General features: G+C 60.1%; 20 protein-coding genes. 3 read left to right on the forward strand and 17 right to left on the reverse strand.

Annotated features, from left to right (window positions below):
- The first annotated feature begins 40 nt into the window (after positions 1 to 40).
- Together CORAM0001_RS03125 and CORAM0001_RS03130 are read left to right on the forward strand one after the other, a co-directional pair.
- Positions 41 to 937, forward strand: coding sequence for a 1,4-dihydroxy-2-naphthoate polyprenyltransferase (locus CORAM0001_RS03125; protein ID WP_005509806.1), 897 nt, complete (start codon positions 41 to 43; stop codon positions 935 to 937).
- A gap of 9 nt (positions 938 to 946) precedes the next feature.
- Positions 947 to 2,116, forward strand: coding sequence for an alpha/beta fold hydrolase (locus tag CORAM0001_RS03130; protein WP_005510066.1), 1,170 nt, complete (start codon positions 947 to 949; stop codon positions 2,114 to 2,116).
- Between the two features lie 9 nt (positions 2,117 to 2,125).
- On the opposite strand, the gene CORAM0001_RS03135 is transcribed toward CORAM0001_RS03130, so the two are convergent.
- Positions 2,126 to 2,527 carry a DUF4229 domain-containing protein gene (locus CORAM0001_RS03135; protein WP_005509943.1) on the reverse strand — a complete coding sequence of 134 codons (402 nt, stop codon included), beginning with the start codon at positions 2,525 to 2,527 and terminating at the stop codon, positions 2,126 to 2,128.
- 193 nt (positions 2,528 to 2,720) lie between these two features.
- Between CORAM0001_RS03135 and CORAM0001_RS03140 the strand changes: the two genes are divergently transcribed.
- On the forward strand, positions 2,721 to 3,023 hold the full coding sequence (locus CORAM0001_RS03140; RefSeq protein ID WP_005509907.1) for a hypothetical protein: 303 nt from the start codon (positions 2,721 to 2,723) through the stop codon (positions 3,021 to 3,023).
- On the opposite strand, the gene rfbA is transcribed toward CORAM0001_RS03140, so the two are convergent.
- The 16 genes from rfbA to CORAM0001_RS03220 form a co-directional block, all read right to left on the reverse strand.
- On the reverse strand, positions 3,020 to 3,895 hold the full coding sequence (rfbA, locus tag CORAM0001_RS03145) for a glucose-1-phosphate thymidylyltransferase RfbA (protein ID WP_005509973.1): 876 nt from the start codon (positions 3,893 to 3,895) through the stop codon (positions 3,020 to 3,022). The genes CORAM0001_RS03140 and rfbA overlap by 4 nt on opposite strands.
- Before the next feature lie 20 nt (positions 3,896 to 3,915).
- Complete coding sequence (locus CORAM0001_RS03150) at positions 3,916 to 4,605, reverse strand: dTDP-4-dehydrorhamnose 3,5-epimerase family protein (protein WP_005509908.1); 690 nt, start codon at positions 4,603 to 4,605, stop codon at positions 3,916 to 3,918.
- A 360-nt stretch (positions 4,606 to 4,965) separates the two neighbouring features.
- Positions 4,966 to 5,958: a dTDP-glucose 4,6-dehydratase gene (rfbB, locus tag CORAM0001_RS03155; RefSeq protein WP_005509743.1), complete on the reverse strand. Its 993-nt coding sequence runs from the start codon at positions 5,956 to 5,958 to the stop codon at positions 4,966 to 4,968.
- 52 nt (positions 5,959 to 6,010) lie between these two features.
- Positions 6,011 to 7,021 (reverse strand): c-type cytochrome biogenesis protein CcsB, encoded by a 1,011-nt coding sequence (ccsB, locus tag CORAM0001_RS03160; protein WP_005509962.1) that lies wholly within the window; start codon positions 7,019 to 7,021, stop codon positions 6,011 to 6,013.
- 174 nt (positions 7,022 to 7,195) lie between these two features.
- The gene (gene resB, locus CORAM0001_RS03165; protein ID WP_005509889.1) at positions 7,196 to 8,914 is read right to left on the reverse strand and encodes a cytochrome c biogenesis protein ResB; all 1,719 of its coding nucleotides are present in this window, start codon (positions 8,912 to 8,914) and stop codon (positions 7,196 to 7,198) included.
- Between the two features lie 15 nt (positions 8,915 to 8,929).
- On the reverse strand, positions 8,930 to 9,790 hold the full coding sequence (locus tag CORAM0001_RS03170; protein WP_040360940.1) for a cytochrome c biogenesis CcdA family protein: 861 nt from the start codon (positions 9,788 to 9,790) through the stop codon (positions 8,930 to 8,932).
- A 23-nt stretch (positions 9,791 to 9,813) separates the two neighbouring features.
- Entirely contained in the window at positions 9,814 to 10,428 is a 615-nt protein-coding gene (locus tag CORAM0001_RS03175; RefSeq protein ID WP_005509804.1) for a TlpA disulfide reductase family protein, read from the reverse strand.
- Between the two features lie 53 nt (positions 10,429 to 10,481).
- On the reverse strand, positions 10,482 to 11,078 hold the full coding sequence (locus CORAM0001_RS03180) for a histidine phosphatase family protein (protein WP_040361019.1): 597 nt from the start codon (positions 11,076 to 11,078) through the stop codon (positions 10,482 to 10,484).
- Positions 11,079 to 11,232: 154 nt separating this feature from the next.
- A complete protein-coding gene (gene hemL, locus CORAM0001_RS03185; RefSeq protein WP_005509909.1) occupies positions 11,233 to 12,579 on the reverse strand; it encodes a glutamate-1-semialdehyde 2,1-aminomutase in 1,347 nt (448 codons plus the stop codon).
- A gap of 35 nt (positions 12,580 to 12,614) precedes the next feature.
- Entirely contained in the window at positions 12,615 to 15,206 is a 2,592-nt protein-coding gene (locus tag CORAM0001_RS03190) for a heavy metal translocating P-type ATPase (RefSeq protein WP_005509937.1), read from the reverse strand.
- Positions 15,207 to 15,225: 19 nt separating this feature from the next.
- Positions 15,226 to 15,606 (reverse strand): hypothetical protein, encoded by a 381-nt coding sequence (locus tag CORAM0001_RS03195; protein WP_005509794.1) that lies wholly within the window; start codon positions 15,604 to 15,606, stop codon positions 15,226 to 15,228.
- Positions 15,603 to 16,247 carry a hypothetical protein gene (locus tag CORAM0001_RS03200; RefSeq protein WP_005509811.1) on the reverse strand — a complete coding sequence of 215 codons (645 nt, stop codon included), beginning with the start codon at positions 16,245 to 16,247 and terminating at the stop codon, positions 15,603 to 15,605. Before CORAM0001_RS03200 ends, CORAM0001_RS03195 begins: the two co-directional genes overlap by 4 nt.
- 45 nt (positions 16,248 to 16,292) lie before the next feature.
- Positions 16,293 to 17,351 (reverse strand): porphobilinogen synthase, encoded by a 1,059-nt coding sequence (hemB, locus tag CORAM0001_RS03205; protein WP_005510011.1) that lies wholly within the window; start codon positions 17,349 to 17,351, stop codon positions 16,293 to 16,295.
- A gap of 47 nt (positions 17,352 to 17,398) precedes the next feature.
- Complete coding sequence (locus tag CORAM0001_RS03210) at positions 17,399 to 19,066, reverse strand: bifunctional uroporphyrinogen-III C-methyltransferase/uroporphyrinogen-III synthase (RefSeq protein WP_005509986.1); 1,668 nt, start codon at positions 19,064 to 19,066, stop codon at positions 17,399 to 17,401.
- Positions 19,067 to 19,270: 204 nt separating this feature from the next.
- On the reverse strand, positions 19,271 to 20,203 hold the full coding sequence (gene hemC, locus CORAM0001_RS03215) for a hydroxymethylbilane synthase (protein ID WP_005509877.1): 933 nt from the start codon (positions 20,201 to 20,203) through the stop codon (positions 19,271 to 19,273).
- Positions 20,204 to 20,218: 15 nt separating this feature from the next.
- Positions 20,219 to 21,661 (reverse strand): glutamyl-tRNA reductase, encoded by a 1,443-nt coding sequence (locus CORAM0001_RS03220; RefSeq protein WP_005509825.1) that lies wholly within the window; start codon positions 21,659 to 21,661, stop codon positions 20,219 to 20,221.
- Positions 21,662 to 21,808: the final 147 nt, after the last annotated feature.

The raw sequence follows: 21,808 nt of genomic DNA on the forward strand, positions 1-21,808 counted from the left end.
TTAGTTCAAGGCACGTAGCTTCACGTCCTATTATTAATTCATGTCTGAAGCACCAAAGAGTCCTGCAACGGCGTCGTTAAGCGACTGGCTGGAAGGCGCGCGCCCCCATACCTGGGCGAATGCGTTTGCGCCGGTCATCGTCGGTGTCGGAGCGGCATCGACGCACGCGCCGATTATTTGGGGACGTGCGGTGCTCGCGCTTGTTGTTGCGTGGGCGCTGATTGTGGGCGTGAACTTCGCCAACGATTACTCCGATGGCATCCGCGGTACTGACGATGACCGCTCGGGCCCGCTGCGCCTAACTGGTTCTGGTCTGGTGGAGCCGAAGGTTGTGAAGTACGCGGCGTTCGGCGCCTTTGGCGTTGCTGGTCTTGCCGGGGTAGCGCTGTCCATGATGAGCGCGTGGTGGCTGATTCTGGTCGGCGCGCTGTGCATCGCAGCGGCGTGGTTCTACACCGGAGGCAAGAATCCCTACGGTTATCGTGGGCTTGGCGAGGTCTCGGTTTTCGTCTTCTTCGGTCTCGTAGCGGTGCTCGGCACGGAGTTCACTCAGACCGGCTCGCTGTCCTGGGTCGGCCTGGCCTGCGCAATTGGTATCGGTTCGGTGTCTTCTGCCGTGAACCTGGCGAACAACTTGCGCGACATCCCCACCGATGCCGCCACCGGGAAAATCACGCTCGCGGTTCGCCTGGGCGACTTCCGCACCCGCATCGTCTGGCAGATCCTCTCCATCATGCCCGCGTTGGCCAGCATCTTTATCGCTTTCTGGCGCCCATGGGCGCTGGTAGGTCTGCTCATCGTGCCGCTGTGGGTGAAGGCCTCCGAGCCAATCCGCATGCATAAGAAGGGCAAGGAGCTCATCCCGGTGCTGGGGCTTACCGGCAAGATGATGCTTGCCTGGTCCGTCATCACGGCACTCGCACTCGCGCTCAGCTAAGGGGCACCGATGGACTTCCACACACTGACACACAAGGCGCTTGACGACGCCCAGAAGGCCGCAACCAGAGTTGGCGACACAGCAGCCAAGGCTCCAGCTTTCGCGCGCAGCGCTGCTCTGCGTTTGACCAAATCGGGACGCCGCCGACTGGCTCTGGAGCACGGCGCGCTGCATTCGCAGACTCGCACACCGGGTCTGACCGACCTCACGTCAACCGGCGTGGTGCATATCAAGACCGCACCGGTCACAGCCGAGATTGCGGCCAAGGATGACGAGCGGACGGCCAGCGACAAGCCGGATGCTGTCACCACCGACATTCCGGTGCACTGGTACGAAGTTGAACCTAGCAAGCCCGCCAAAGAACCCGTGACCATCGTCTTTATCCACGGCTTCACCCTGGCTGGTGAGTCCTGGTACCGGCAGTTCAACGCGCTGCGAAAGTCGCACCCGGAAGCACACCTGTTGACTATGGATCTGCGCGGCCACGGCCAGACCGGAGCGGTTCCGGCTTCACTCTGCACGGTCGAAGGTGCTGCGGCCGATGCGCTGGCCGTGATTGCGAAACGTGCCGCGACCGGCAAGCTCATCGTGGTTGGGCATTCGCTAGGCGGTTTGATTGCACTGCACATGGTGCGGGCTGCTGAGGAGAGCATTCGCCGTCGGATAGCGGGTGTGGTGCTGATTTCCACGTCTATCGACAAGCTGGCCGCCCAGGGTGTGCCGCAGATTCTGGCGTCCCCGGTGGCGGATGCGGCGCGCAATGCGATTGAGTCCTCACCGAAGGAGATTCGCAAGTTCCGCGAGGCAATCGCGTCACTGATGGCTCCGTCGTTGGCGGTGGCGGTGTTCGCCCGACGCACGGACTACGAGATCATCGAGTTCCACGCGGCCATGATCAATGAAACACCGTTGGAAACTTTCGTGGGCTACCTGGACGACCTGCAGGACCACGACGAGTTCGCGGCCGGACCTTACTTGGAGGGGTTACCAGGAGCGGTACTGGTGGGCACAAAGGACGATGTCACTCCGCGCAAGCAAGCAGACCTAATTATGGAAAAGTGGCCGGACGCCGAACTGGTTGAAGTCGACGGGGCCGGCCACATGTTGCCGCTGGAAGCGCCGGAAGCGGTGAACCGGGCAATCGAGCGAGTGCTGGATCAGGTGCAGGAAAGCAGCTAGAGAAGCGCGCTAGTTTTCCTCGCGGTCCTTAATCTGCTGCGCGATGTATTCCTTGTGTGCGCGGCGGTTCTCCGACCACACTGCAACAGACTCATTGGCCTGGACGCGCAGCTTCGGGAACACAAACACCGACAGCGGCATCGCAATAATCAATGCGAACACAGCCGTAATTGCGGCCGGAATCCGCACGCCAACAAGGTAGATAATCACGAGCAGGATGAAGAACAGCACCAGGAACAACAGCAGACGCGCAAGGCCGTACCAGAACAGACCCTTCATGGCATTGCCGCGACCAGCATTCTTGGAGCTAGGAGCTGACTGCTTCGGAGCGGCTGGAGCCGAAACCGGAGTTTGAGCCGACTCCACTTCAGCCTCAGAAGCCGACTTGTCCTGCTCTGCTGGATTGGTCATTAAACCCTCACCTCTACGTGTTACGCCTGTGCTGCGCCCGGGCGTTGTTAGCGTCCATGGCTGTTCGTGTCCAACGTTCCTTTGTACCCTAGCGAACTCTGTACGCCGTACCGCATGTGGTGCGATACCCCTCGTGGGCACTATGGGACTCGTTGCGTATTCTAGTCGGTAAATCCAGGAGGTTAGCTATTACATGGGTCGGCTCATTCTGCTGCTGTTCATCATCCTTGTCGTAGTCATGCTGTGGAAGGCATTTGGCCCCGGCAGCCGCGGCAACGGCATGCGACGTATTTCCGCTCCGCAACCGGAACCCCGTCCGCTCGCTCCCGACGATGATCCGGAGTTCCTCTGGAAGCTCAAGAAGGCCGAATTCGATCGCCGCAAGCGTGAGCAGGAGCTACAGGAACGGCGCGAACGCGAGCCTCGCGACCAAGGCAACCAGGGCGATAAATCAGATGGACCCGATAGCCCTGATAATCCCGGCGAAACCGACTAAACATCCTTGCCACGCAGCAACAACTGCTGCAGATATTCCCCGTAGCCACTGGCGCTGAGAGCGTCGGCACGCGCGCTAAGCGCAGCATCGTCAATGAATCCCATGCGCCACGCCACCTCTTCCGGCGAACCAATCTTGAGGCCCTGCCGCTGCTCAATCGTGCGCACAAAATCGCCCGCGGCCATCAGATTGTCCACCGTGCCGGTATCCAGCCACGCCGTGCCGCGCGGCAGCACCTCTACCTGCAGTTTTCCTCGCTCCAAGTAGACGCGGTTAACATCCGTGATTTCCAATTCGCCGCGTGACGACGGTTGCAGCGAGCGAGCTATTTCTACAACCTCGGCGTCATAAAAGTACAAACCCGGCACCGCGAAGTGGCTGCGAGGTTTCTTCGGCTTCTCTTGGATGGCCACGGCTTTGCCGCTTTGGTCGAAGTCCACGACTCCGTAGGCGGTGGGATCTGCGACCCAGTAGGCGAAGATCGCTCCGCCATCGACGTCATGGAAGCGGCGCAGCTGCGTGCCCAGGCCAGCACCGTAGAAGATATTGTCACCGAGGATGAGTGCAACGGAGTCATCGCCGATATGGTCCGCACCGATGATGAATGCCTCTGCCAGACCACGGGGCTGGTCTTGGGTGGCAAAGGTGAGGTTGAGGCCCCACTGCGAGCCGTCGCCAAGCAAGCGTTCAAACTGCGGGGCATCATGTGGCGTGGTGATGACGAGGATGTCCCTGATTCCCGCTAGCATCAGCGTACTCAGTGGGTAGTAAATCATGGGCTTGTCATAGACCGGAACCAGCTGCTTACTTATTCCCAAGGTGATTGGAAACAGCCGAGAGCCTGTGCCACCTGCGAGGATGATGCCCTTCATAGTGCTCGCGCCTTTCTGCGTTACTGCCCGGCCGCTTCGTTGGCGATTGCCCATTCGTCGCGAGCCATGTTCTCGAGATCCTTGCAGTCAAACTCGCTGGGGAGCTTATTGCCTTCGGCCTCGAACTGCTCGATGGTCGGGGCCTTCTGATCGCGCTCGGAGAGAATCATGTCCGCTTCGGTGAGACCGCCCTTGGCCAGTAGCGCGGCCAGGTCAATTCCGAGAGTCGAGTCCTGGATACTGACAGCGCGTTCAGCCTCCGGGTTGTAGCCGGTGGAAGTGAGGTAGGTGAGCACGGAGTCGTCGGCAAGCGAAACGAAGCCATGTCCGATGCCGTTGGGGAGATAGACCACGCGGCGGGTCTTGCTGTCGAGCTCGAAAACCTCGACCTTGCCGAAGGTGTCGGAGCCGCGCCGCAGGTCAACCGCAATGTCGAGGATGTGGCCCGCGGGACAAGTGACCAGCTTCGCCTGGCCGGGGTGACCATCTGGCGCGGTGCTGACGTCGGCGAAGTGGAGGCCACGAACAACACCCGCGGCGGAGACACTCATGTTGGCCTGCTCTGGGAAGAACGGATAGCCCGTGGCCTCGGCGAATGCGTCGAGGCGATACCACTCGTGGAAACTACCGCGGCTGTCGCCGTGGATGACCGGTTCGAAGGTGAAAACGCCGTCGATGGAAGTGGGCTGGAATGTGCTCTTAGGGCTCATGGGTAATAAGTGTAGACGCGAGGGACGGGTTCGGGCTGGTGGTGGGTTGGGTGTGGGCTGGGTAGTCGCCGAGCCGAAATTAACGTTTAACGCCATTCACAGGGGGTGTTTCGACGCAGACTCGCATGTTTGGTGGGCTTCAGATTAGAAACTCCCAGGTCAGATTCACCCAAAAGCCCGAAAATGCCACCAAACATGCGAGTCTGGGTATTTTGGGCCTGTTTTGAGCCCTTTACCTGGTGCGCATGGGAACTATATTGCAGGCGTGGCTGAAGTGACGCATGGGGCGTACCAAGTAACCGGGGTGCTGGCTAGACAGAGCCCAACCAACCCAACCAACCCAAACCAGCCAAATCAGAACTACAACTCCTGCTCGCGCTCGGCGTAGCCAGCCTCAGCGGCATCGTAGGCCGCGGCCCACCAGGACTCGTTGGCGCGATACCAGTCGATGGTCTCGGCAAGGCCAGAAGAAAAGTCTTGGTAACGCGGCTGCCAGCCGAGGGTACGGATAGATGCGGGATCAATAGCGTAACGACGGTCATGCCCCGGGCGGTCGGTGACATGGACGAAGTCGGACCGCGCACGTCCGAAGCCCTCCAGGATGTCACCGACCACATCGAGGTTGGAACGCTCGCCATCAGCACCAATCAGGTAGGTCTCCCCCACCTCGCCGGCATCCAGGATTGCCCAGACCGCATCGTTGTGATCATCGACGTGGATCCAGTCCCGAACATTCTCGCCGGTGCCGTACACGCGAGGGCTGCGCCCACGGAGCAGGCCGCAAATCTGTCGGGGAATCAGCTTCTCCGGATGCTGCCTAGGTCCGTAGTTGTTCGAGCAGTTACTAATCGTCGCAGCCAGCCCAAAGCTGCGCACCCACGCCCGGACAAAGTGGTCGGCGGACGCCTTGGAGGCCGAGTAGGGGCTGGAGGGTTTGTACGCGGTGGCCGTCGTAAAGCGTGCTGGGTCGTCGAGAGCGAGATCACCAAAGACCTCGTCTGTAGAGATGTGATGGAGGCGAACTTCATGGGTGGCGCAGGCCTTCGCCAGATTCACGGTGCCCAGCACATTGGTGGTGACGAATGGATTGGCATCCACCAGCGAGTTGTCGTTATGGCTCTCTGCGGCGAAGTGAACGACGGCGTCGAAGCGGGGCACGAGGCGATCGATCAGCTCCGCGTCACGAACATCGCCGCGAATGATCTCACAGTCCGCACCTTCCAAGCTCGCAGGGTTCGCGGCATAGGTGAAAGCGTCAAGTACCGTGACATTCACATCGGGCCGTGTAGCCAGAGTGCGGAGAACGAAGTTGGAACCAATAAAGCCGGCACCACCGGTGACGAGAACGCGCATGGAAGCGATTCTAGTTCACCCGGCGATGCCGGCTTTGTACACGTGTGAAGGCTTAGTTCAGGCCAGCATAAGAGTGCAGGCCCGAAACCACCATATTGATGAAGAAGAGGTTGAACACCATGGTCGCGAAACCGAAGATGTTAATCCACGCGGCCTTGGTGTTACGCCAACCCGAGGTCGCGCGAGCGTGCAGGTACAGGGCGTAGATAATCCAGGTAATCAGAGCCGTGGTCTCCTTCGGATCCCAGCCCCAGAAGCGACCCCATGCGGACTCCGCCCAAATAGCACCCAGCACAATACCCAGACCGAACAGCGGGAAGGACCAAATAGCGGTGCGGTAAGCAATCGCATCCAGCTTCTGTGCATCCGGCAGTGGCGAGACCAGCTTGCCCAGGAAACCCTTTTCGCTGCCCTTGCGGTTGTACATCCTCAGCATGTAGAGAATGGATGCCACACCGGAAATCAGCGCAATACTACAGCCGATAGAGATGATGGACACATGAATCGGAAACCAAATCGACTGCAGGGCCGGCACAACCGGAGCGGCCTCAGTGTAGAGCTTCCTACCGCCGTAGAACATCAGCGCCAGAATCGGTGCCAGCGTCCACGGCCAGAACACGCGCATGGTCTCGCGGTGCAGGACACCGGCACCAACGACCATCGCAAACAGAATGGAGACCGAAATGTACTCGTAGAGGTTGCCCCACGGGAAACGCTGCACAGCCAGGCCACGCAATAGCACCGATGCAAAGTGCACAGCTACACCGACGTAAATCAGCATTTCCGCCACAACGCCGAGCTTCTGTGTCAGCGCCTGATTCTTAACGACGCTTGCCGACGCCTTCGTCTCCGACTCCACCGAGTTAGCGACACTAGCGGTGGTAGCTCCATCACCAGCACCGGCGGCTACCAGCTCGCGCTCCGCAACCTGACTCTTAGCTTCAGCGGCCGCGATACGACGGCTGTAGTAGGCAATGGAAACAACAAAGGCCACAAGATAAAAGGCGAAGGCCGTGAAGTACGACCAGTCCGAAAACTGCGCCAGTGTCTTATTGACGAGCATGTACTTGACTCCAAAGTGTGGAATTAGCGGAATACTCCTTCACACCCTAGTACTAAAGCAGGACTAAGCAAAAGGGGGCCGGACACGGGGACACGAAAAAGTTGCGCGGAGGCGCAATCTTCACCCCCGCGCATTCACCCCTCCTGCAGTGGATGAATCGGCCTTAGCGGCTAGTTAGTTTTTGACTCTCTTGCCTTCACTGTCCACGTCATCACTACCATTGTCCGCCGCATCAATGTCCGCAGTGTCCTGGTCGGCAGCATCCTCGTCATCACTGTCACGTTCCAGGATGTCATCTACGATGTACTGGAACTCCTCGCCCCAACCTGCCTTGTCGGTGCGGGCAAGGCCACCGAACTCAACGCGAGTGCGGCCATCGTCCAGCGGGAACATGCGCACCCAAACACGCCGGCGCTTAATACCCAGCGACATCACCATGCCCGCCAGTGCGGCTAGGGTCACCACCAATACCCAGAACTGCGTGGGATCATGCGAGATCTGCACGTTGACGAATTCCTTCGCACCGAGGAATTCAATCTCGGTGCCGTCGGCAAGCTCGGTGGATTCGCCCCGTTTGAGGTTGACGCGGGCTTCCTTAGCCAGCTGACCCGAGTGCATCAGGTCGCGGTCGAGGGAGAACAGCCCCTGCGAGCGACCGGTGTCCAAGCCCGCGTCGCCGCGGTAGATGTCGACAGCCACGGCCGGGTCTTGCATCGCCGGGTAAGAGGACTGCAGCAGAGCACCCTTTTCACCAGTAAACTCCGCGGTCGGAGCGAACAGTCCCTCGATTGCAATCTGGTTCTGGCGGCGCTCGAACAAGTCCGGGTACATGCCCGCTGGTGGGTCGAAACGCAGCGCACCAGAGGACAGGAAGAAGGTCGGGTCATCCGGGCGGAACTGGACAATCGACGTACGCGACTCACCATTCGGCCAGGTCACCTTGAACGCAGGCGCAAAGCCGTGCCCCTGCAGGTAGACTCGATCACCGGCGATGCGCAGAGGGTGGTTGACCTGCAGCGTGGTCTTCTCCCACTCATCGACCGGCTTACGCATATCCTCTTCTTCTGCGAATCGGATGTGCGAGGTAAACATCTTGGCCTGGCCGTTCGGCAGGTAATCAGCGGCAAAGTCCTCCACCTGAATACAGAACGGGTTCAAAGTCGTTCCGTCGAAGGTGTTGCCCGAGCGCAGCGAGTCATAGTTCGCCGCAGCGGTGTTACAAAACGGAACGCCCACCGCGCTGTTGACATTGTCATCAGAAATCTCAGTGCCGGTGTTGGTCAGCAAAATGACCTGGCCCTCGTAATAGGCCATGCGCCCCCAAGCGACGATGATAATCAGCAGCGCAATGCCCAGGTGGAACACCAGGTTGCCGAACTCACGCAGGTAGCCCTTCTCCGCGGAAAAGGAGCGCGCTCCAGCGCGATCTTCATCTGCTGGGGTTTCGGTCAACGCCCACTTGTTCAGGCGCTCACGCACCCGCTCAGAAACTTCGTCCGCGGAAGCATCGACCACGGCTTCGTCGTGAAGCGGAAGACGCGCCAACCGCTTTGGTGCCCTAGCCGGTGGCGTCTTCATGGCCTTGTAGTGGTCGATGGTGCGCGGAATAATGCAGCCAACCAGGGAAATCAGCAGCAAGACCACGATGGCGACGAACCAGACGGCCGAGAAGACATCGAAAAACTGCAGCTTATCCATGATCTCGGCGGTCTTGCCGTTGGCGGCAAGGTACTGGTCGACCTTGTCCTTATTCAGCGAGCGCTGCGGCAACAGGGCACCCGGAACCGCTGCGAAAGCGAGGATGAACAGCAGAATCAGCGCCGTGCGCATACTGGTTAACCAATTCCAGACCTGCTGGAAGGGCTGTCGTACCTTATTCCAATTCACCGACATCGAAGAATTCCTTCATTAAATTGGCGTTACCGTATCAGTAATAAAAGCGGCCTGAACCCAGGCAACAAAAACATCCCACAGTCCCGTGACCAGGGCAATTCCCACCAGCACCAGCGCCACGCCGCCGATGATCTGAATAGTTCGCGAGTGCTTGCGCAGGAAATCCACTCCACGCATCGCGCGTGCCGACCCCAGCGCCACCAAAATGAACGGCAGCCCCAGCCCCAGGCAGTAGGCGATAATCAGCGCCACTCCCCTGGCCGCGGTCATGCCCTGCGTACCTGCGGACACCGAAATAATCGCAGTCAGCGTCGGGCCCAGACACGGCGTCCACCCCAGCGCGAACACCGCGCCGAGCAGTGGAGCTCCCAGCCACGTGGTCCAGCGCTTCGGCGCCATGCGGGTGTCTTTCTGCAGCGCTGGCACCATGCCCATGAAGGCAAGTCCCATCACGATGGTCACCACGCCACCAACAATCGTCAGCGTGCGCGCCTGCAAACGCAACGTGGACACGAGCCCGAAAATCGAGGCCGACCCCAGCACGAAAATGACAGTAAAGCCCAATACGAACAGCAACGCAGCCAGGCCGACGCGGGCAGTCGAGGAACGCTGGCCACGGCCTCCATCGCCGTCATGCTTATCGACGGAGGTTGCGTCCGCAACTCCCGTCGTCACGCCATTGCCCTGCACCCCCGATGCTCCGGAAATACCGGTGAGATACGAGACGTAACCGGGCACGAGCGGAATGACGCACGGGCTGGCAAACGAGACGAGACCGGCCAGTGCAGCGGCAAGCAGCCCCAACACAATGGGACCGCCGGTGGCGACGTCCGCGAACTGCTGACCGATGCCATCGGCAAAATAGATCGTGTCCATGGCAAGAGTTGACATGACGGGGCCTAGCCCTCCGCCTTCACTTCATTGACGGCCTTCATCAGCATCGTGTGATCGACCTCGCGGAGGAAGACCTTCGCCGGGCGGTGCTGCTTGTCCAGGATGATGGTCGTCGGAATCACCGACGCCGGGATACCACCGAGCGCACCGGCGTTGACGAAAGCCGGGTCGTAGATGGACGGGTAGGTGATGCCGTTGTCCTTCACAAAGTCGATGGGAGCTTGGCGGACATTGTCGCGGACGTTAATGCCGAGGACGGTGCCAATTCCCTGCTTTTCCATCTGTTCCTGAACGTACTGCAGGTCATCAGACTCGGAGCGGCACGGTGCACACCACTGACCCCAGGCGTTCAGAACCACAATCTGGTCCTTGAAGTCCTCAAGGGAGATTTCCTTGTTGTCGTCCTCCAAAGAAGGACCGAAGACCTTGCCAACCGGCTTGCGCTCCTCCGGTGCGTAGTCAATGATTTGCTGACCACCCGGAGAAACGAACTCGAACTGACCACCAACGGCAACGGCGTCATGTCCCACCGACTCTCCGGGGTTACATGCCGCGAGCGACAGAGACAGAGTTGCTGCCGCCAGCGTTGCTGCAATTCGGGACGATGAGACCTTGGCCACCTGGGTGCCACCTTCCGGGGTCAGTGAAACTTCAACAAAACTATTTATTCACCTTACAGGTGACCGGCCGGCTCACTGTAGCGCACGTCGACAATGGTGTCTCCGACGAAAATCAAGGAGGTCACGCTCGCCAGATTGCACTGTCTAGTTGCCGGGTTGTGGGCGAGCTTCAAGTACCGCGCACGACGCTGAGCTGCAATGATGCACAGCTGGTGAGTCACCAGCACCGCCTCCGCGCCCTCGGCGGCCTCGCGGGCTCGCTCGATGGCGTGGAACATACGGTCCGCAATCTCCTCGTAGGGCTCGCCCCAGCTGGGAACGCTCGGACGACGCAGCCGTGGCCAGTACTTCGGATTCCACAGTGCGGAGTCAATGCCCTTGATGTGCAATCCCTCAAAGGTGTTGCCGGCCTCCAGGAGATCTTCATCCAGGTTTGGCTTCGTGCCGATTACCTCGGTGAAAGGCCGTGAGGTTTCCTGGGTGCGCTGCAGCGGAGAGCAGGCGAAGTAGCGGATGTCGTGGCCTTCAAAGGACGAGGCCGTGGCTGCTGCCTGGCGCTGACCGCGCTCTGACAGGTGCCAGCCGGGCAGACGTCCGTAGAGAATCTTATCCGGGTTATAAACCTCGCCGTGGCGGACGAGGTGTACCACCGTGGTCTTGGCGTGCTTTGTCGCACGCTTAGCTGTCTGATTTTCCGGCTGTGTCGGCTGTACCGGCTGCGCGGCCTGCGGTGCTGCCTGCGGTGTGGCTTGCTGCGCGGCCTGCTGCTCGGCCTGCGAATTGGTCTTCTGCGGCACGTGTCACCTACTCCGGCTTGGCGGCTGCCGCCGCCTCGGCCGCGCGGGCTGCTGCACGCTCGATGATTTCGAAGTCGGCGTCGGTCAGCGCAGCAGAGACGAACCAGGTCTCGTAGCAAGAAGCCGGCGGGTAGACACCATTGGCCAGCAGGGCGTGGAAGAAGGCCGGGTAGCGGAAAGTATCCGCTGCCTGCATCTGCTCAAAGTTGTGCCCCTCGCCCTCGGCGAAGCGCGGCGAGAGCATCGTGCCCGCACGCTGAATGTGGTGAGCCACGCCCTGCTTGGTCAGGGCATCGGACAGAATCGTGGCCAGACGATCCGCATTGGCCGCAACGGTGTCATAGACATCCTTCGTAGCGTTTTCCAGGTTGGCCAGGCCAGCTGCCATAGCGACCGGGTTACCGGAGAGTGTGCCTGCCTGGTACACCGGACCGTTCGGAGCCAGGTACTCCATGATGTCGCGGCGACCGCCGAAGGCAGCGGCCGGCAAACCACCGGAGACGACCTTGCCGAAGGTGGTCAGGTCACCGGCCACACCATCAATGCCGTACCAGCCGTTGTAGGAAGCGCGGAAGCCAGTCATAACCTCATCGAGGATCAGCAGAGCGCCGTCTGCGTGGCAGACTTCCTTCAGCTTCGCGTTGAAGTTGTCCTGCGGTGCGACGGTACCCATGTTGCCCGCTGCCGCCTCAGTGATGACACAGGCAATCTCGCCCGGGTTCTCAGCGAATGCGGCCTTGACCGCCTCAATGTCGTTGTAAGGAACAACAATGGTGTCGGCAGCCGATGCACCGGTGACACCCGGCGAATCCGGCAGACCGAAAGTAGCGACACCAGAACCCGCCGATGCCAACAGCGCGTCCACGTGACCGTGGTAGCAGCCGGCGAACTTGATGATCTTGGAACGGCCAGTGAAACCGCGAGCCAGGCGAACTGCGGACATGGTGGCCTCAGTGCCGGAGTTGACCAGACGTACCTCATCTACCGACGTGCGCTCGACGATGTGGCGAGCCAGGTCGGTCTCAGCCGTCGTCGGAGCGCCGAAAGATAACCCGCGAGTGGCGGCGCTCTGAACGGCCTCCACCACTGCCGGGTGCGCGTGGCCCAGAATCATCGGGCCCCACGAGCAGACCAAGTCCACATATTCGTTGCCATCAACATCCACGAGACGAGAGCCCGCGGCGTGGTCAATGAAACGTGGGGTGCCACCGACGGAACCGAAGGCGCGGACCGGCGAGTTCACGCCACCCGGCGTCACTGCCTGAGCCTGCGTAAAGAACTCTGCCGAACGCTCGGTGAGCTCAACGTTTTCTGGGACATGAGGAGCATTAATGTCTTGAGTCACGGTGACCATCGTAGACGGCCACTCGGATTAAGGGCTACCCTGCCCTACCAACGTCCCAGCTTCACCCTGAATAGATGCTTCCTGCGGGACGACACTCGACGGGAACGCCAGTCGATCCACAAGCTGGAGAAAATCATCAATAGCGATGCCAGGAGCGGGTGAATCATACCGGTCATACCCAGCAGGATGACTGCAACGTTGTAGAACCACGCAAAGTAGATGTTGGAGTCCATCATCCGCACCACAGCACGTGCGATTTCAATGGCCTCCGGAATCGACAACACGTTGTTGCGCAGTGCCACGACATCGGCGTAATCGACATCAAGATTCTGGTTGCCTTCGGTGTTGTCCATCAAAACACCCACGTCAGCGGCACGCAGAGAGTCCCGGATGTCCTTGTCGCCAACCATCACGACTGTCTCACCGTCACTGTGGACCGAACGCACCGCAATGGCCTTGCGGGAGGCAATGATGCCCGCGAATACTCGCGAGATATTCAGCCGGTCAGCAAAACGACGAGCTACTGGATACGGATCTCGAGTGATCATCATGGTGTCCACGCCCATATCCTCAAGCTGGTCAATGCTCTCGACCGCATCGGGCTTAATGTCCTCACCAATGGTGATAACACCACGGACCTTGCCACGCCACGACACCACCATCGGAGTACCGCCACTGAGCGCAGCCACGGCCATTTTCTCGCTGAGTGCAGTGAGATCACGCGGACGCCAAACACGCCCCTCAACAAAGCGCATCTCCAACTTGTCGTCGGAGTCCTTCACCGGAATCTCTACCTGGCCAACGAACGCACCGTCTTCCGCAATTGCGACATGCACGGTCTCAATCCAGTGCGGCACCTCGCCACCGCCGGAACCGGCGTCGCGGGATGCACGGCACGCGCGCACGATGGCCGCCGATGCCGGGTGGTTACTCTCCATCATGAGAGCGCCCGCCACACGCAGAACCAAATCCGGATTTTCATTGCGCTCAGCGGCGACACCGAGCACGTGGGTGTCACCCTCGGTCAGGGTTCCAACCCGGTTAAAAATCACCACATTGGCGGTAGCCAACTTCCGGAAAGTCTCATTGCCACGAATCAAAATTCCGTTACTAGCACCGGCCAGAATCCCGATGCGCTGCACGGTCGACGTAGACATTGCCAATGCCACCGGCGCGATGCCCGAGAGCATGGCCAGCGCCACCGCGAGGGCACCGCTCATCGTGCCCGTCGCCAGCCACCAGCCGCAAAATGCCACACCCGCCAACGACAGCGTCCACGGCACCAGCTCTGATGCCGAGTGCACTGCGGTCTGGTGCATCACCGTTTCTTCTCGAACCGCTTGACGCAGCCAGCGCGCTATCGACGACGCCCGGGTCTTGAAACCGGTGCGCTCCACGCGCACCTTGAGCTCCGAATCCAGGTTGATTGCGCCGGCCCAAACCTTGGAGTTGACCTTGACCTTCTGCGGTTCAACGCCAATACCGAGTAGCTGTGCATCCATCGTGGACGCACCACCGATGACTGAGCCATCGACCGGAATCACCGAGCGCGGTGGAACCACGATGTCATCACCGATATTGAGCTCCGCGACCGTCACCTCCACCCGTTTCGGCTCCGCGGATTTGGCGCTCTTGCGCACGACTGTCACGTTTCGCTCAGCTGGAATGCGCAGGTTGCGCAAAATCTGTCCAGTACGCACCTTGTTGTAGCGCGTAAACATGCGACCTGTTAGCAACAGCACAGTCAGGCCACAGGCAACGTCGAAAAAGACCTCCGCTGAGGCACTCTCTCGATAATTGAACGCAAACCACGTGGGCGCAGTGGTATATCCAATCTGTCCCGCGGGACCAAAGATAAGCTGCGCCAGCGACCACATCCACGCCAACAGGATGGCAATGGAGCTCGCCCCATCCAGCGCCGACATCCGCCGACGCAGGGACGCCGCCATTGCCCGGTGGAACGGCCAACCACCCCACCACACCACAATCGTGGTCAGCACAAGGCACATCCACTGCCAGCCCGGGAACTGCCAGTTGACGTTCAACGACGTCACCAGCACTGGAATCGATAGGAACAGGCTTCCCCAAAAGCGCTGCTTGGTCACCAGTTCACGCGCCGTGAACAGTACCTCCGCACCGCCACCGTTTCGGCGCAAGGCCGCTTCACGACGGCGAATGCGCTCCTCCTCATTCTGTTGAGCGGCAGCCGGAACAGCGGGACGGCGATGTTGCGACACATCCAGCCGAGTTGCACGACGCCGAAGCGTGCTGCGCGTGAGGTACGACTCGATCCCAGTTTCGCGGAGAGCTTCGATGAACTGATTCGGATCGATGGTATCGGGCGCGGTAATCCACGCGCGTCCGGGCTTGTAGACCACAGAGGCCGTCACATCTGGAAAGGATTCCAAAACATGCTCAGCACGCTCAGCACTCTCGGCGTTTTCCAAGTTTTCCAGGATGAGTGCGAAAGCTGTGTTGGACTGGCCTCTGCGGTGTGCAAGCCGCTGATGAGCACTTTCTTCGTCGATGTCCTGACGGCTTCGTGGCAATGCCTTACGAGCAGCGACCTTGGCATCCACAATCGCCTGTTCAACGCGATTGTCCAGAGAGAAATCAAACTCACCGGTGTCACTCATGGCCTTTGAAACTTTCCGTCTAATCCTGTGGCTGGTTGGCGCGCGTGAGCGCTAATTCACGATAGAGCAACAGTAGTCCACACGCCATCGCCAGGCTGGGCGCGAGAACCCATACAGTCAGCGCGCCGGCCATAATGGCAAAGAACATGGCGAGAGCCGTGATAATCACCATAATGAGCAGGCAGTTCCGGGAGAGTTTGAACTCAGTGGCCGTCGGCAAGCAGCCGCTACCAATAAGCGAGCAGACCAGCGACACACCGGCGACGATATAGATATCGCGGCCAACGGCGGCGGGAGCCTGCGAATAATCCCCGGTGACCAGTATCAAGCTCAGGACAATCTGGGCGATGAGCGCGACGAAGAGCACCCACTGCCAAGGCCGACTCGGGAGGGACATCATTGCTTGGACTCCTCAGGCTGCTTGGACTGCTTGGGCTGTGACTGGTCCAGCTGCTGTTGCTGCTGTGGATCAGCGCCATGCTTCGACGCTCTCGGCAGATGCGATTCTGAGGCGGACGGAGTCCACGGTTTCGACGGGCGCTGATGGTCGAAGTAGTCCTTGGACTCCTTCGAAGCGGCCAACACTAGACCAGCTACCGCGGCAGTGGCCGAGGCGATTCGCACGATTCCGCTGATAAGAACGAGGGATGCCGGCACTCCCGCTTCGGAAGCCGTAGAAGAGAAGAAGGACATCAGCGCCGACAACGCCAGGTAAAGCGAGCCGATAACCAGCACGGTGCGAGCACCTTCGCTCCCCTTGCGCATTCGCTCGATGATTGCGAAAAACGCGATACAAAGCCCCACTGCGAAAAAGAACGCGATAACGATACTCGCCTTCATAGCGGCATCAATCTGGCCCTCGCTGAAACCCGGGAAATTCTCCTTAGCGGTTGAGGGGCTCATCAGCATTTCCGGATGCAGCCAGTAGGTCACCGTGGCAACTGCAGCGAGGAGCAGCTGCAACACGGCCGTAACCCGCCACGCCTGCCTAGCTCCCTCGACCTGCTCGGGAATTGCGGGCTTCTTCTCTTCTTTAGTCATCCGTCCACTTCTCGATGTTTATTACTGCACGTTCACCTCAGCAGATTAGAACTGGGCACGCAGCTTCTTCGCCAAGTCCACCGCTGCGTAGGTCAAAATCTGCTCCGCACCGGCACGGCGAATGCTCAGCACTGCTTCCATCATCGCAGCATCCAGGTCAATCCACCCGTTGGCGGCAGCGGCGTGAATCATCGCGTACTCACCAGAGACCTGGTAGGCGGCAACCGGCACCGGCGACATATCCGCGACCTCGCGCAGAATATCCAGGTAGCTCATGGCCGGCTTGACCATCACCATGTCCGCACCCTCGTCAACGTCGAGCTGCACTTCGAGCAGGGACTCACGACGGTTCGCAGGATTCTGCTGGTAGGTACGGCGATCGCCCTGCAGCGAGCTGCCCACGGCTTCACGGAATGGACCATAGAAGGCGGAGGCGTACTTTGCCGAGTACGCCATGATGGAGACATCCTCATGGCCAGCGGCATCCAGACCCTCGCGAATGGCGGCAATCTGGCCGTCCATCATGCCCGACGGGGACACGATATGTGCACCGGCGTCGGCCTGCGCAACGGCCATCTTGACGTAGTTAATCAGCGTGCGGTCATTCTCAACGACCGTGTTGCCGAAGCGATCAGTGCCCAGCACGCCGCAGTGTCCGTGGTCAGTGAACTCATCCAGGCAGGTGTCGGCCATAATCAGAATGTCATTCCCGAACTCGTCGCGGAGACGACGCAGGGCGCGGTTGAGAACGCCCTCCGGATTCCAGGACTCAGAGCCCTCGCCGTCCTTGTCCGCATCCAGCGGGACACCAAAGAGGTCAACCGCCGAGATACCTGCCTCAACAGCCTCTCGCACAGCTTCTACCAGGGAGTCCTCGGTATGCTGCACTACCCCGGGCAGGGAGCTGATTGGCTTCGGCTCATCAATACCATCTGCAACAAACATGGGCAGGATGAGATTCTTCGGAGTCAGTGTCGTCTCCGCCGTCATCGCACGCATCACCGGGTTGGTGCGCAGCCTGCGTGGGCGACGAATCGGGAGAGGAAATCCAAACTGTTCGAGATCGATTTCGCGGGATGATTCAGAAGCTCCAGATGTAGTCATAAAGACAACCTTAATCAAAACGCGAACTCGCTCCGATTCGCCCCGGCTTAGCCCTTGGTTTTACGCGAACGACGACGCTTCTTGCGCGGTGGTGGCAGCTGCCCTGCCGCCCGCAGTTGCGCAACATGCTCTGCCAGCGCGTCCACCAGCTCTGGGATGCTTGCGCGCTCCGGCACGACATCTACCCGCAGGCCGTACTCGCGAGCCGTGGCTGCGGCCATCGGCCCGATGCAGGCAATGATGGTGCGAGCATGCGGCTTACCCGCGATGCCGACCAGATTCTTCACCGTCGACCCCGAGGTAAAGCACACAGCGTCGAAGCCGCCGGACTTAATCATGTCGCGGATATCCGCACTCGGTGGCGCTGCCCTCACGGTACGGTAAGCGACCACATCATCAACTTCCCAGCCCAGGTCAATCAGACCGTCGACAAGCACATCGGTGCCAATATCGGCGCGCGGCAGCAGCACGCGGTTGACCGGATCGAGATCCTCGATGTACTCCGGGAATACGTCGACGATGCCCGCAGCGTTCTGACGAGTGTCATCCGGAAGCAGCTCCGGGGTAATGCCGAGATCGCGGATGGCAGCGGCGGTGCGATGGCCGACGGCTGCGATGCGGACCCCAGCGAAGGAGCGCGCGTCCAAGCCGAATTCCTGGAACTTCTCCCACACTGCGGTAACGGCGTTGACGGAAGTGAAGACAACCCACTGGTAACGGCCGTCGACAAGCCCCTTGATGGCGCGTTCCATCTGCGCCGGGCTGCGCGGTGGCTCGATTGAGATGGTCGGGACCTCAATCGGGATGGCGCCGTGCCCAACGAGACGGGCACTCATTGGCCCTGCCTGCGCCTTGGCACGTGGGACCAGCACCTTCCATCCGTAGAGGGCGCGGTTTTCCCACCATGAATACTTCGAGCGATTGTCCACGCCCTTGCCAAGCGTGACCACCAGCGGACCGGTCAGGTCACCCGAGAGCTGCGCCAAGGTGCCCAGCGTGACGTCGTAGGTGCGCTGCAGACGAGTCGTACCGTTGACAGTCACCGACACCGGCAACGACGACGGGAGACCGCGTTCGCCGAGCTCAGTTGCAATGGCGGACAGGTCGTCCTGCACGGCCTGCAGCACCAGCGGCTGCGGTGCCTGCGCTAGCTCGTCCCAGTCCACATCGGCGCGACCGAGATCGGTCTCCGTGTACGTCGAGCCCAACGCGATACCGGCAAATGCCGGGACGGTGGAGGGCACGGACATGCCAGGGACGATTTGGAACTCAACCTCGGCGTGCGAGATCTCGTTGATTTCGGCCAGCAGCGAATCGTTGGTCAGCGGATTGCCTGCCACCAAACGCACCACGTCACTGCCTTTAGCAGCTTCTTCGACGAGCAATTCGGCCATCTTCTTGGGATCGTCGATAGGCTCGCGCAAATCTGCGGCGGTCGGCGGTGCCGGACGAGGCGGCTTACGACGAGATCCCTTGGCCTTGGCGGCGGCGCACATGCGCTCGTACTCTTCCTCGGCTTCCTTCAGCAGCTCGGGAGGAACAGGTACATCGGTTGCGACGAGCTCTCGAACCCCCGGCATGACATCGACGTCGACGTAGGCGATAGCGGTGTCTGCGAGAATCTCACGGGCGCGAAGCGTCAGCAGGTCGGGATTTCCAGGACCAGCGCCGACGAACAGGATGCGTCCCGTTGCTGAGGGGAGGGAGGTGTTCATCGTTGCGGAGTGATTTCTTTTCTATTGGTTGTTCACTTTTCGTGCCGATGAGTCTCTAAGGAAGAAAGCGGACATGCGCCAACGCATGTGAGGGGCAGGTAGACACCTGAATCTCACATGCGAGCACACGAAGGAAACCCTTATCCCAACGGCATGCATACAGGCCTATTAGCATAAAGGGTTTGAGCCAAATTAACTAACCGGCTACTTTTGAGATTCCCGCAGGGTATCGCCCATTACCTCATGAGCACCCCGTTCGAGCAGCGCCGCCGCAACCTTCCGGCCAAGCTCATCGGCCTTATCCACGTTTGCGGTAGCGGTCTCAAGCAACTGGCGCGAACCGTCGAGTGCGAACACCCCCGCCTGCAGGGTGAGTTCGCCACTGTCGCTCACGGTTGCGTAGGCCGCGACCGGAGCGGTGCAGCCCGCTTCCAGCTTATTGAGTACCGCGCGCTCCGCGACGGCGCGGGCATGGGACACCGGGTGGTCAATCTTGCGCAGAATATCCACAATTTCGCGGTCAGCAGTGCGGCATTCCAGCGCCAGGGCGCCCTGAGCCGGGGCCGGCATGAGGACGTCCACGTCCAGGGATTCTGCAATCTCTCCGAGGCGACCCGTGCGCTCCAGTCCAGCGCGAGCCAGAATGACAGCGTCCAAGTCCTCAGAGACGCGCCCCATACGGGTTTCGATGTTTCCACGCAGTGGTACAAGTTCCAGGTCGGAGCGCAACGCACGCAACTGAGAGACACGACGCGGCGCGGAGGTACCCACGCGAGCGCCCTCAGGCAGGTCCATCAGCGGCGTAGCATCGCGGGAAATCAGCGCCTCTCGCGGATCGACGCGCTCCGGCACGGCTGCGACCATCATGTCGTCTTCCGGCACGGTCGGCAGGTCCTTAAACGAGTGCACGATAATGTCGCACACCCCCTCGCGGAGTGCATGACGCAGCGCCTGGGTGAAGACACCGATGCCAATCTTTTCCACCGGGTCGTGGCGGTTATGGTCACCGGCGGTCTTTACAATCACCAGCTCTGCAGGCTGCCCCAGCTCAATCAGTGCATCACGGACGTGTCCGGCCTGTGTCGTGGCCAGTTCCGAACCCCTGGTACCGATACGAATAGTCGCTGGGTCAGGCATGTTTCCCTCCGGGTGTTAATTTTTGGTGGTTTCAGCAACGCCTTCAATGATGGCACTACTGTCAAGACCATACTGCTCAAATCCCTGCATCCGCCCAATTCGGCCCTCTACCATGAGATCTGCGGGGATATCGGTGTCAGCATACAGGCCAGAGGGGGTAGATAGGGGCAGGTCGAAGAGCTTCTGCAGCGCAAGCGCGTAGTTGCCACCACCCTGCTGGCTAGAAAGCTTCTTGACCTGCACCGTTGGCGCGTGCAAGAGCTTATCGACGACACGGCGCACCGTGGACTCAACCTCGCGCCGTTCTTTTTGCGTGAAGCCCGGGGTCTTCGCTTCGAGTCGGGCAAGCTCTGCGGTAGCAACTTCCGCCGCACGCTCACGCAGGGCGCGAACAGTCGGCGCTACCTCGCTTGCGCGCTGCGCCGTGAGGTAGGACTCCAACTCTTCGGCCACAATGTCGCGCGCTGCAGCCTCATCATCACGGCCCGGAACCTCCGTGCGAGTCATCTGCAGCAATTCGATGTTGAAGAGCGCAATCCCCTCAAGCCCGGTGACATCCTCCGCAACGTCACGAGGCATAGACAAATCGACAATGGCGAGCGGGCCGTGGTCGATGACATCGGCAGCTGAAACCACTGGAGCCGTGGCTCCGGTGGCGCTGACGAGGATGTCCACATCATCGAGGACATCGGCGAAATCATGCAATGCAATAGCAGTAGCGGGGATGCCCGCTTCGATGGAATGGTTAGCCAGGTTCTGCGCCCTGTCAACGGTGCGGTTGGCAATAATCAGACGGTCAATGCCGCAGCGCCCCAGGTAGCTAGCGGCCAGCGAGCTCATCGCACCAGCGCCGAGGATAAGAGCCGAACGTCCGGCCAGAATATCGGTACCCTCAGCGACATCAACACCAGAGTTGAAGCCGGGGTGCAGCGCAGCAATCGCCTCGTCGATGGCCACGGAGACCATCGATGCGCCCGCATTATCAATCAGCGTTTCGCTATGGACTCGCTTGCCTGTGTGCAGCGCCTTCTGTGCCAAGTCATGCAGCATGCGACCGACGGTGCCGGCTTCGTCCGCTTCCTGGTAAGCATTGCGAAGCTGACCGATAATCTGCTGTTCCCCCAGCACCATCGAGTCAAGACCAGCGCACACCGAGAAAGCATGCTCCGCCGCGGCCTGTGCGTACCGAACATAGAAGTGCGGTGTCAGTTCATCGAGATCGAGCCCAGTGCGGCTGACAATTTCACGGACCACAGCCGATAGCCCAGAGTGGAAGCCGTTGGCCACCACGTAGTACTCAACGCGGTTACAGGTCGACAACAGCATCGCTTCACTGATCGCTTCATCCGCGACCAGCCGAGCCAGAATAGCCTCTCGCTCAGTTTCACCGACGGAGACCTTTTCAAGAAGGGTCACCGGTGCAGACCGGTACGACATTCCGACGAGAAGCACACTCACCGCTCAATCACCGCTCTATTGCTCCTTCACAGGCCCGCTACGGGCTTTTTCACACAGCTATGACTGTTAACGCTAGACAACTCTGCCATCTCGCCACAACAAAGGCATACTTTACTTAGCCTCTACCTCGATGTTCGCAGCACTCCC

Source organism: Corynebacterium amycolatum SK46 (assembly GCF_000173655.1).
Classification (GTDB): Bacteria; Actinomycetota; Actinomycetes; order Mycobacteriales; family Mycobacteriaceae; genus Corynebacterium; species Corynebacterium amycolatum_A.

Coding starts and splice junctions, on each gene's coding strand:
- hemB (WP_005510011.1), bottom strand. CDS start 17,351: ATGACTACATCTGGAGCTTCTGAATCATCCCGCGAAATCGATCTCGAA.
- hemC (WP_005509877.1), bottom strand. CDS start 20,203: ATGCCTGACCCAGCGACTATTCGTATCGGTACCAGGGGTTCGGAACTG.
- resB (WP_005509889.1), bottom strand. CDS start 8,914: ATGTCGGTGAATTGGAATAAGGTACGACAGCCCTTCCAGCAGGTCTGG.
- CORAM0001_RS03150 (WP_005509908.1), bottom strand. CDS start 4,605: ATGAGCCCTAAGAGCACATTCCAGCCCACTTCCATCGACGGCGTTTTC.
- CORAM0001_RS03195 (WP_005509794.1), bottom strand. CDS start 15,606: ATGATGTCCCTCCCGAGTCGGCCTTGGCAGTGGGTGCTCTTCGTCGCG.
- CORAM0001_RS03170 (WP_040360940.1), bottom strand. CDS start 9,790: ATGGACACGATCTATTTTGCCGATGGCATCGGTCAGCAGTTCGCGGAC.
- hemL (WP_005509909.1), bottom strand. CDS start 12,579: ATGGTCACCGTGACTCAAGACATTAATGCTCCTCATGTCCCAGAAAAC.
- CORAM0001_RS03140 (WP_005509907.1), top strand. CDS start 2,721: ATGGGTCGGCTCATTCTGCTGCTGTTCATCATCCTTGTCGTAGTCATG.
- CORAM0001_RS03200 (WP_005509811.1), bottom strand. CDS start 16,247: ATGACTAAAGAAGAGAAGAAGCCCGCAATTCCCGAGCAGGTCGAGGGA.
- CORAM0001_RS03190 (WP_005509937.1), bottom strand. CDS start 15,206: ATGAGTGACACCGGTGAGTTTGATTTCTCTCTGGACAATCGCGTTGAA.
- rfbB (WP_005509743.1), bottom strand. CDS start 5,958: ATGCGCGTTCTCGTCACCGGTGGTGCCGGCTTTATTGGTTCCAACTTC.
- ccsB (WP_005509962.1), bottom strand. CDS start 7,021: ATGCTCGTCAATAAGACACTGGCGCAGTTTTCGGACTGGTCGTACTTC.
- CORAM0001_RS03130 (WP_005510066.1), top strand. CDS start 947: ATGGACTTCCACACACTGACACACAAGGCGCTTGACGACGCCCAGAAG.
- rfbA (WP_005509973.1), bottom strand. CDS start 3,895: ATGAAGGGCATCATCCTCGCAGGTGGCACAGGCTCTCGGCTGTTTCCA.
- CORAM0001_RS03210 (WP_005509986.1), bottom strand. CDS start 19,066: ATGAACACCTCCCTCCCCTCAGCAACGGGACGCATCCTGTTCGTCGGC.
- CORAM0001_RS03125 (WP_005509806.1), top strand. CDS start 41: ATGTCTGAAGCACCAAAGAGTCCTGCAACGGCGTCGTTAAGCGACTGG.
- CORAM0001_RS03135 (WP_005509943.1), bottom strand. CDS start 2,527: ATGACCAATCCAGCAGAGCAGGACAAGTCGGCTTCTGAGGCTGAAGTG.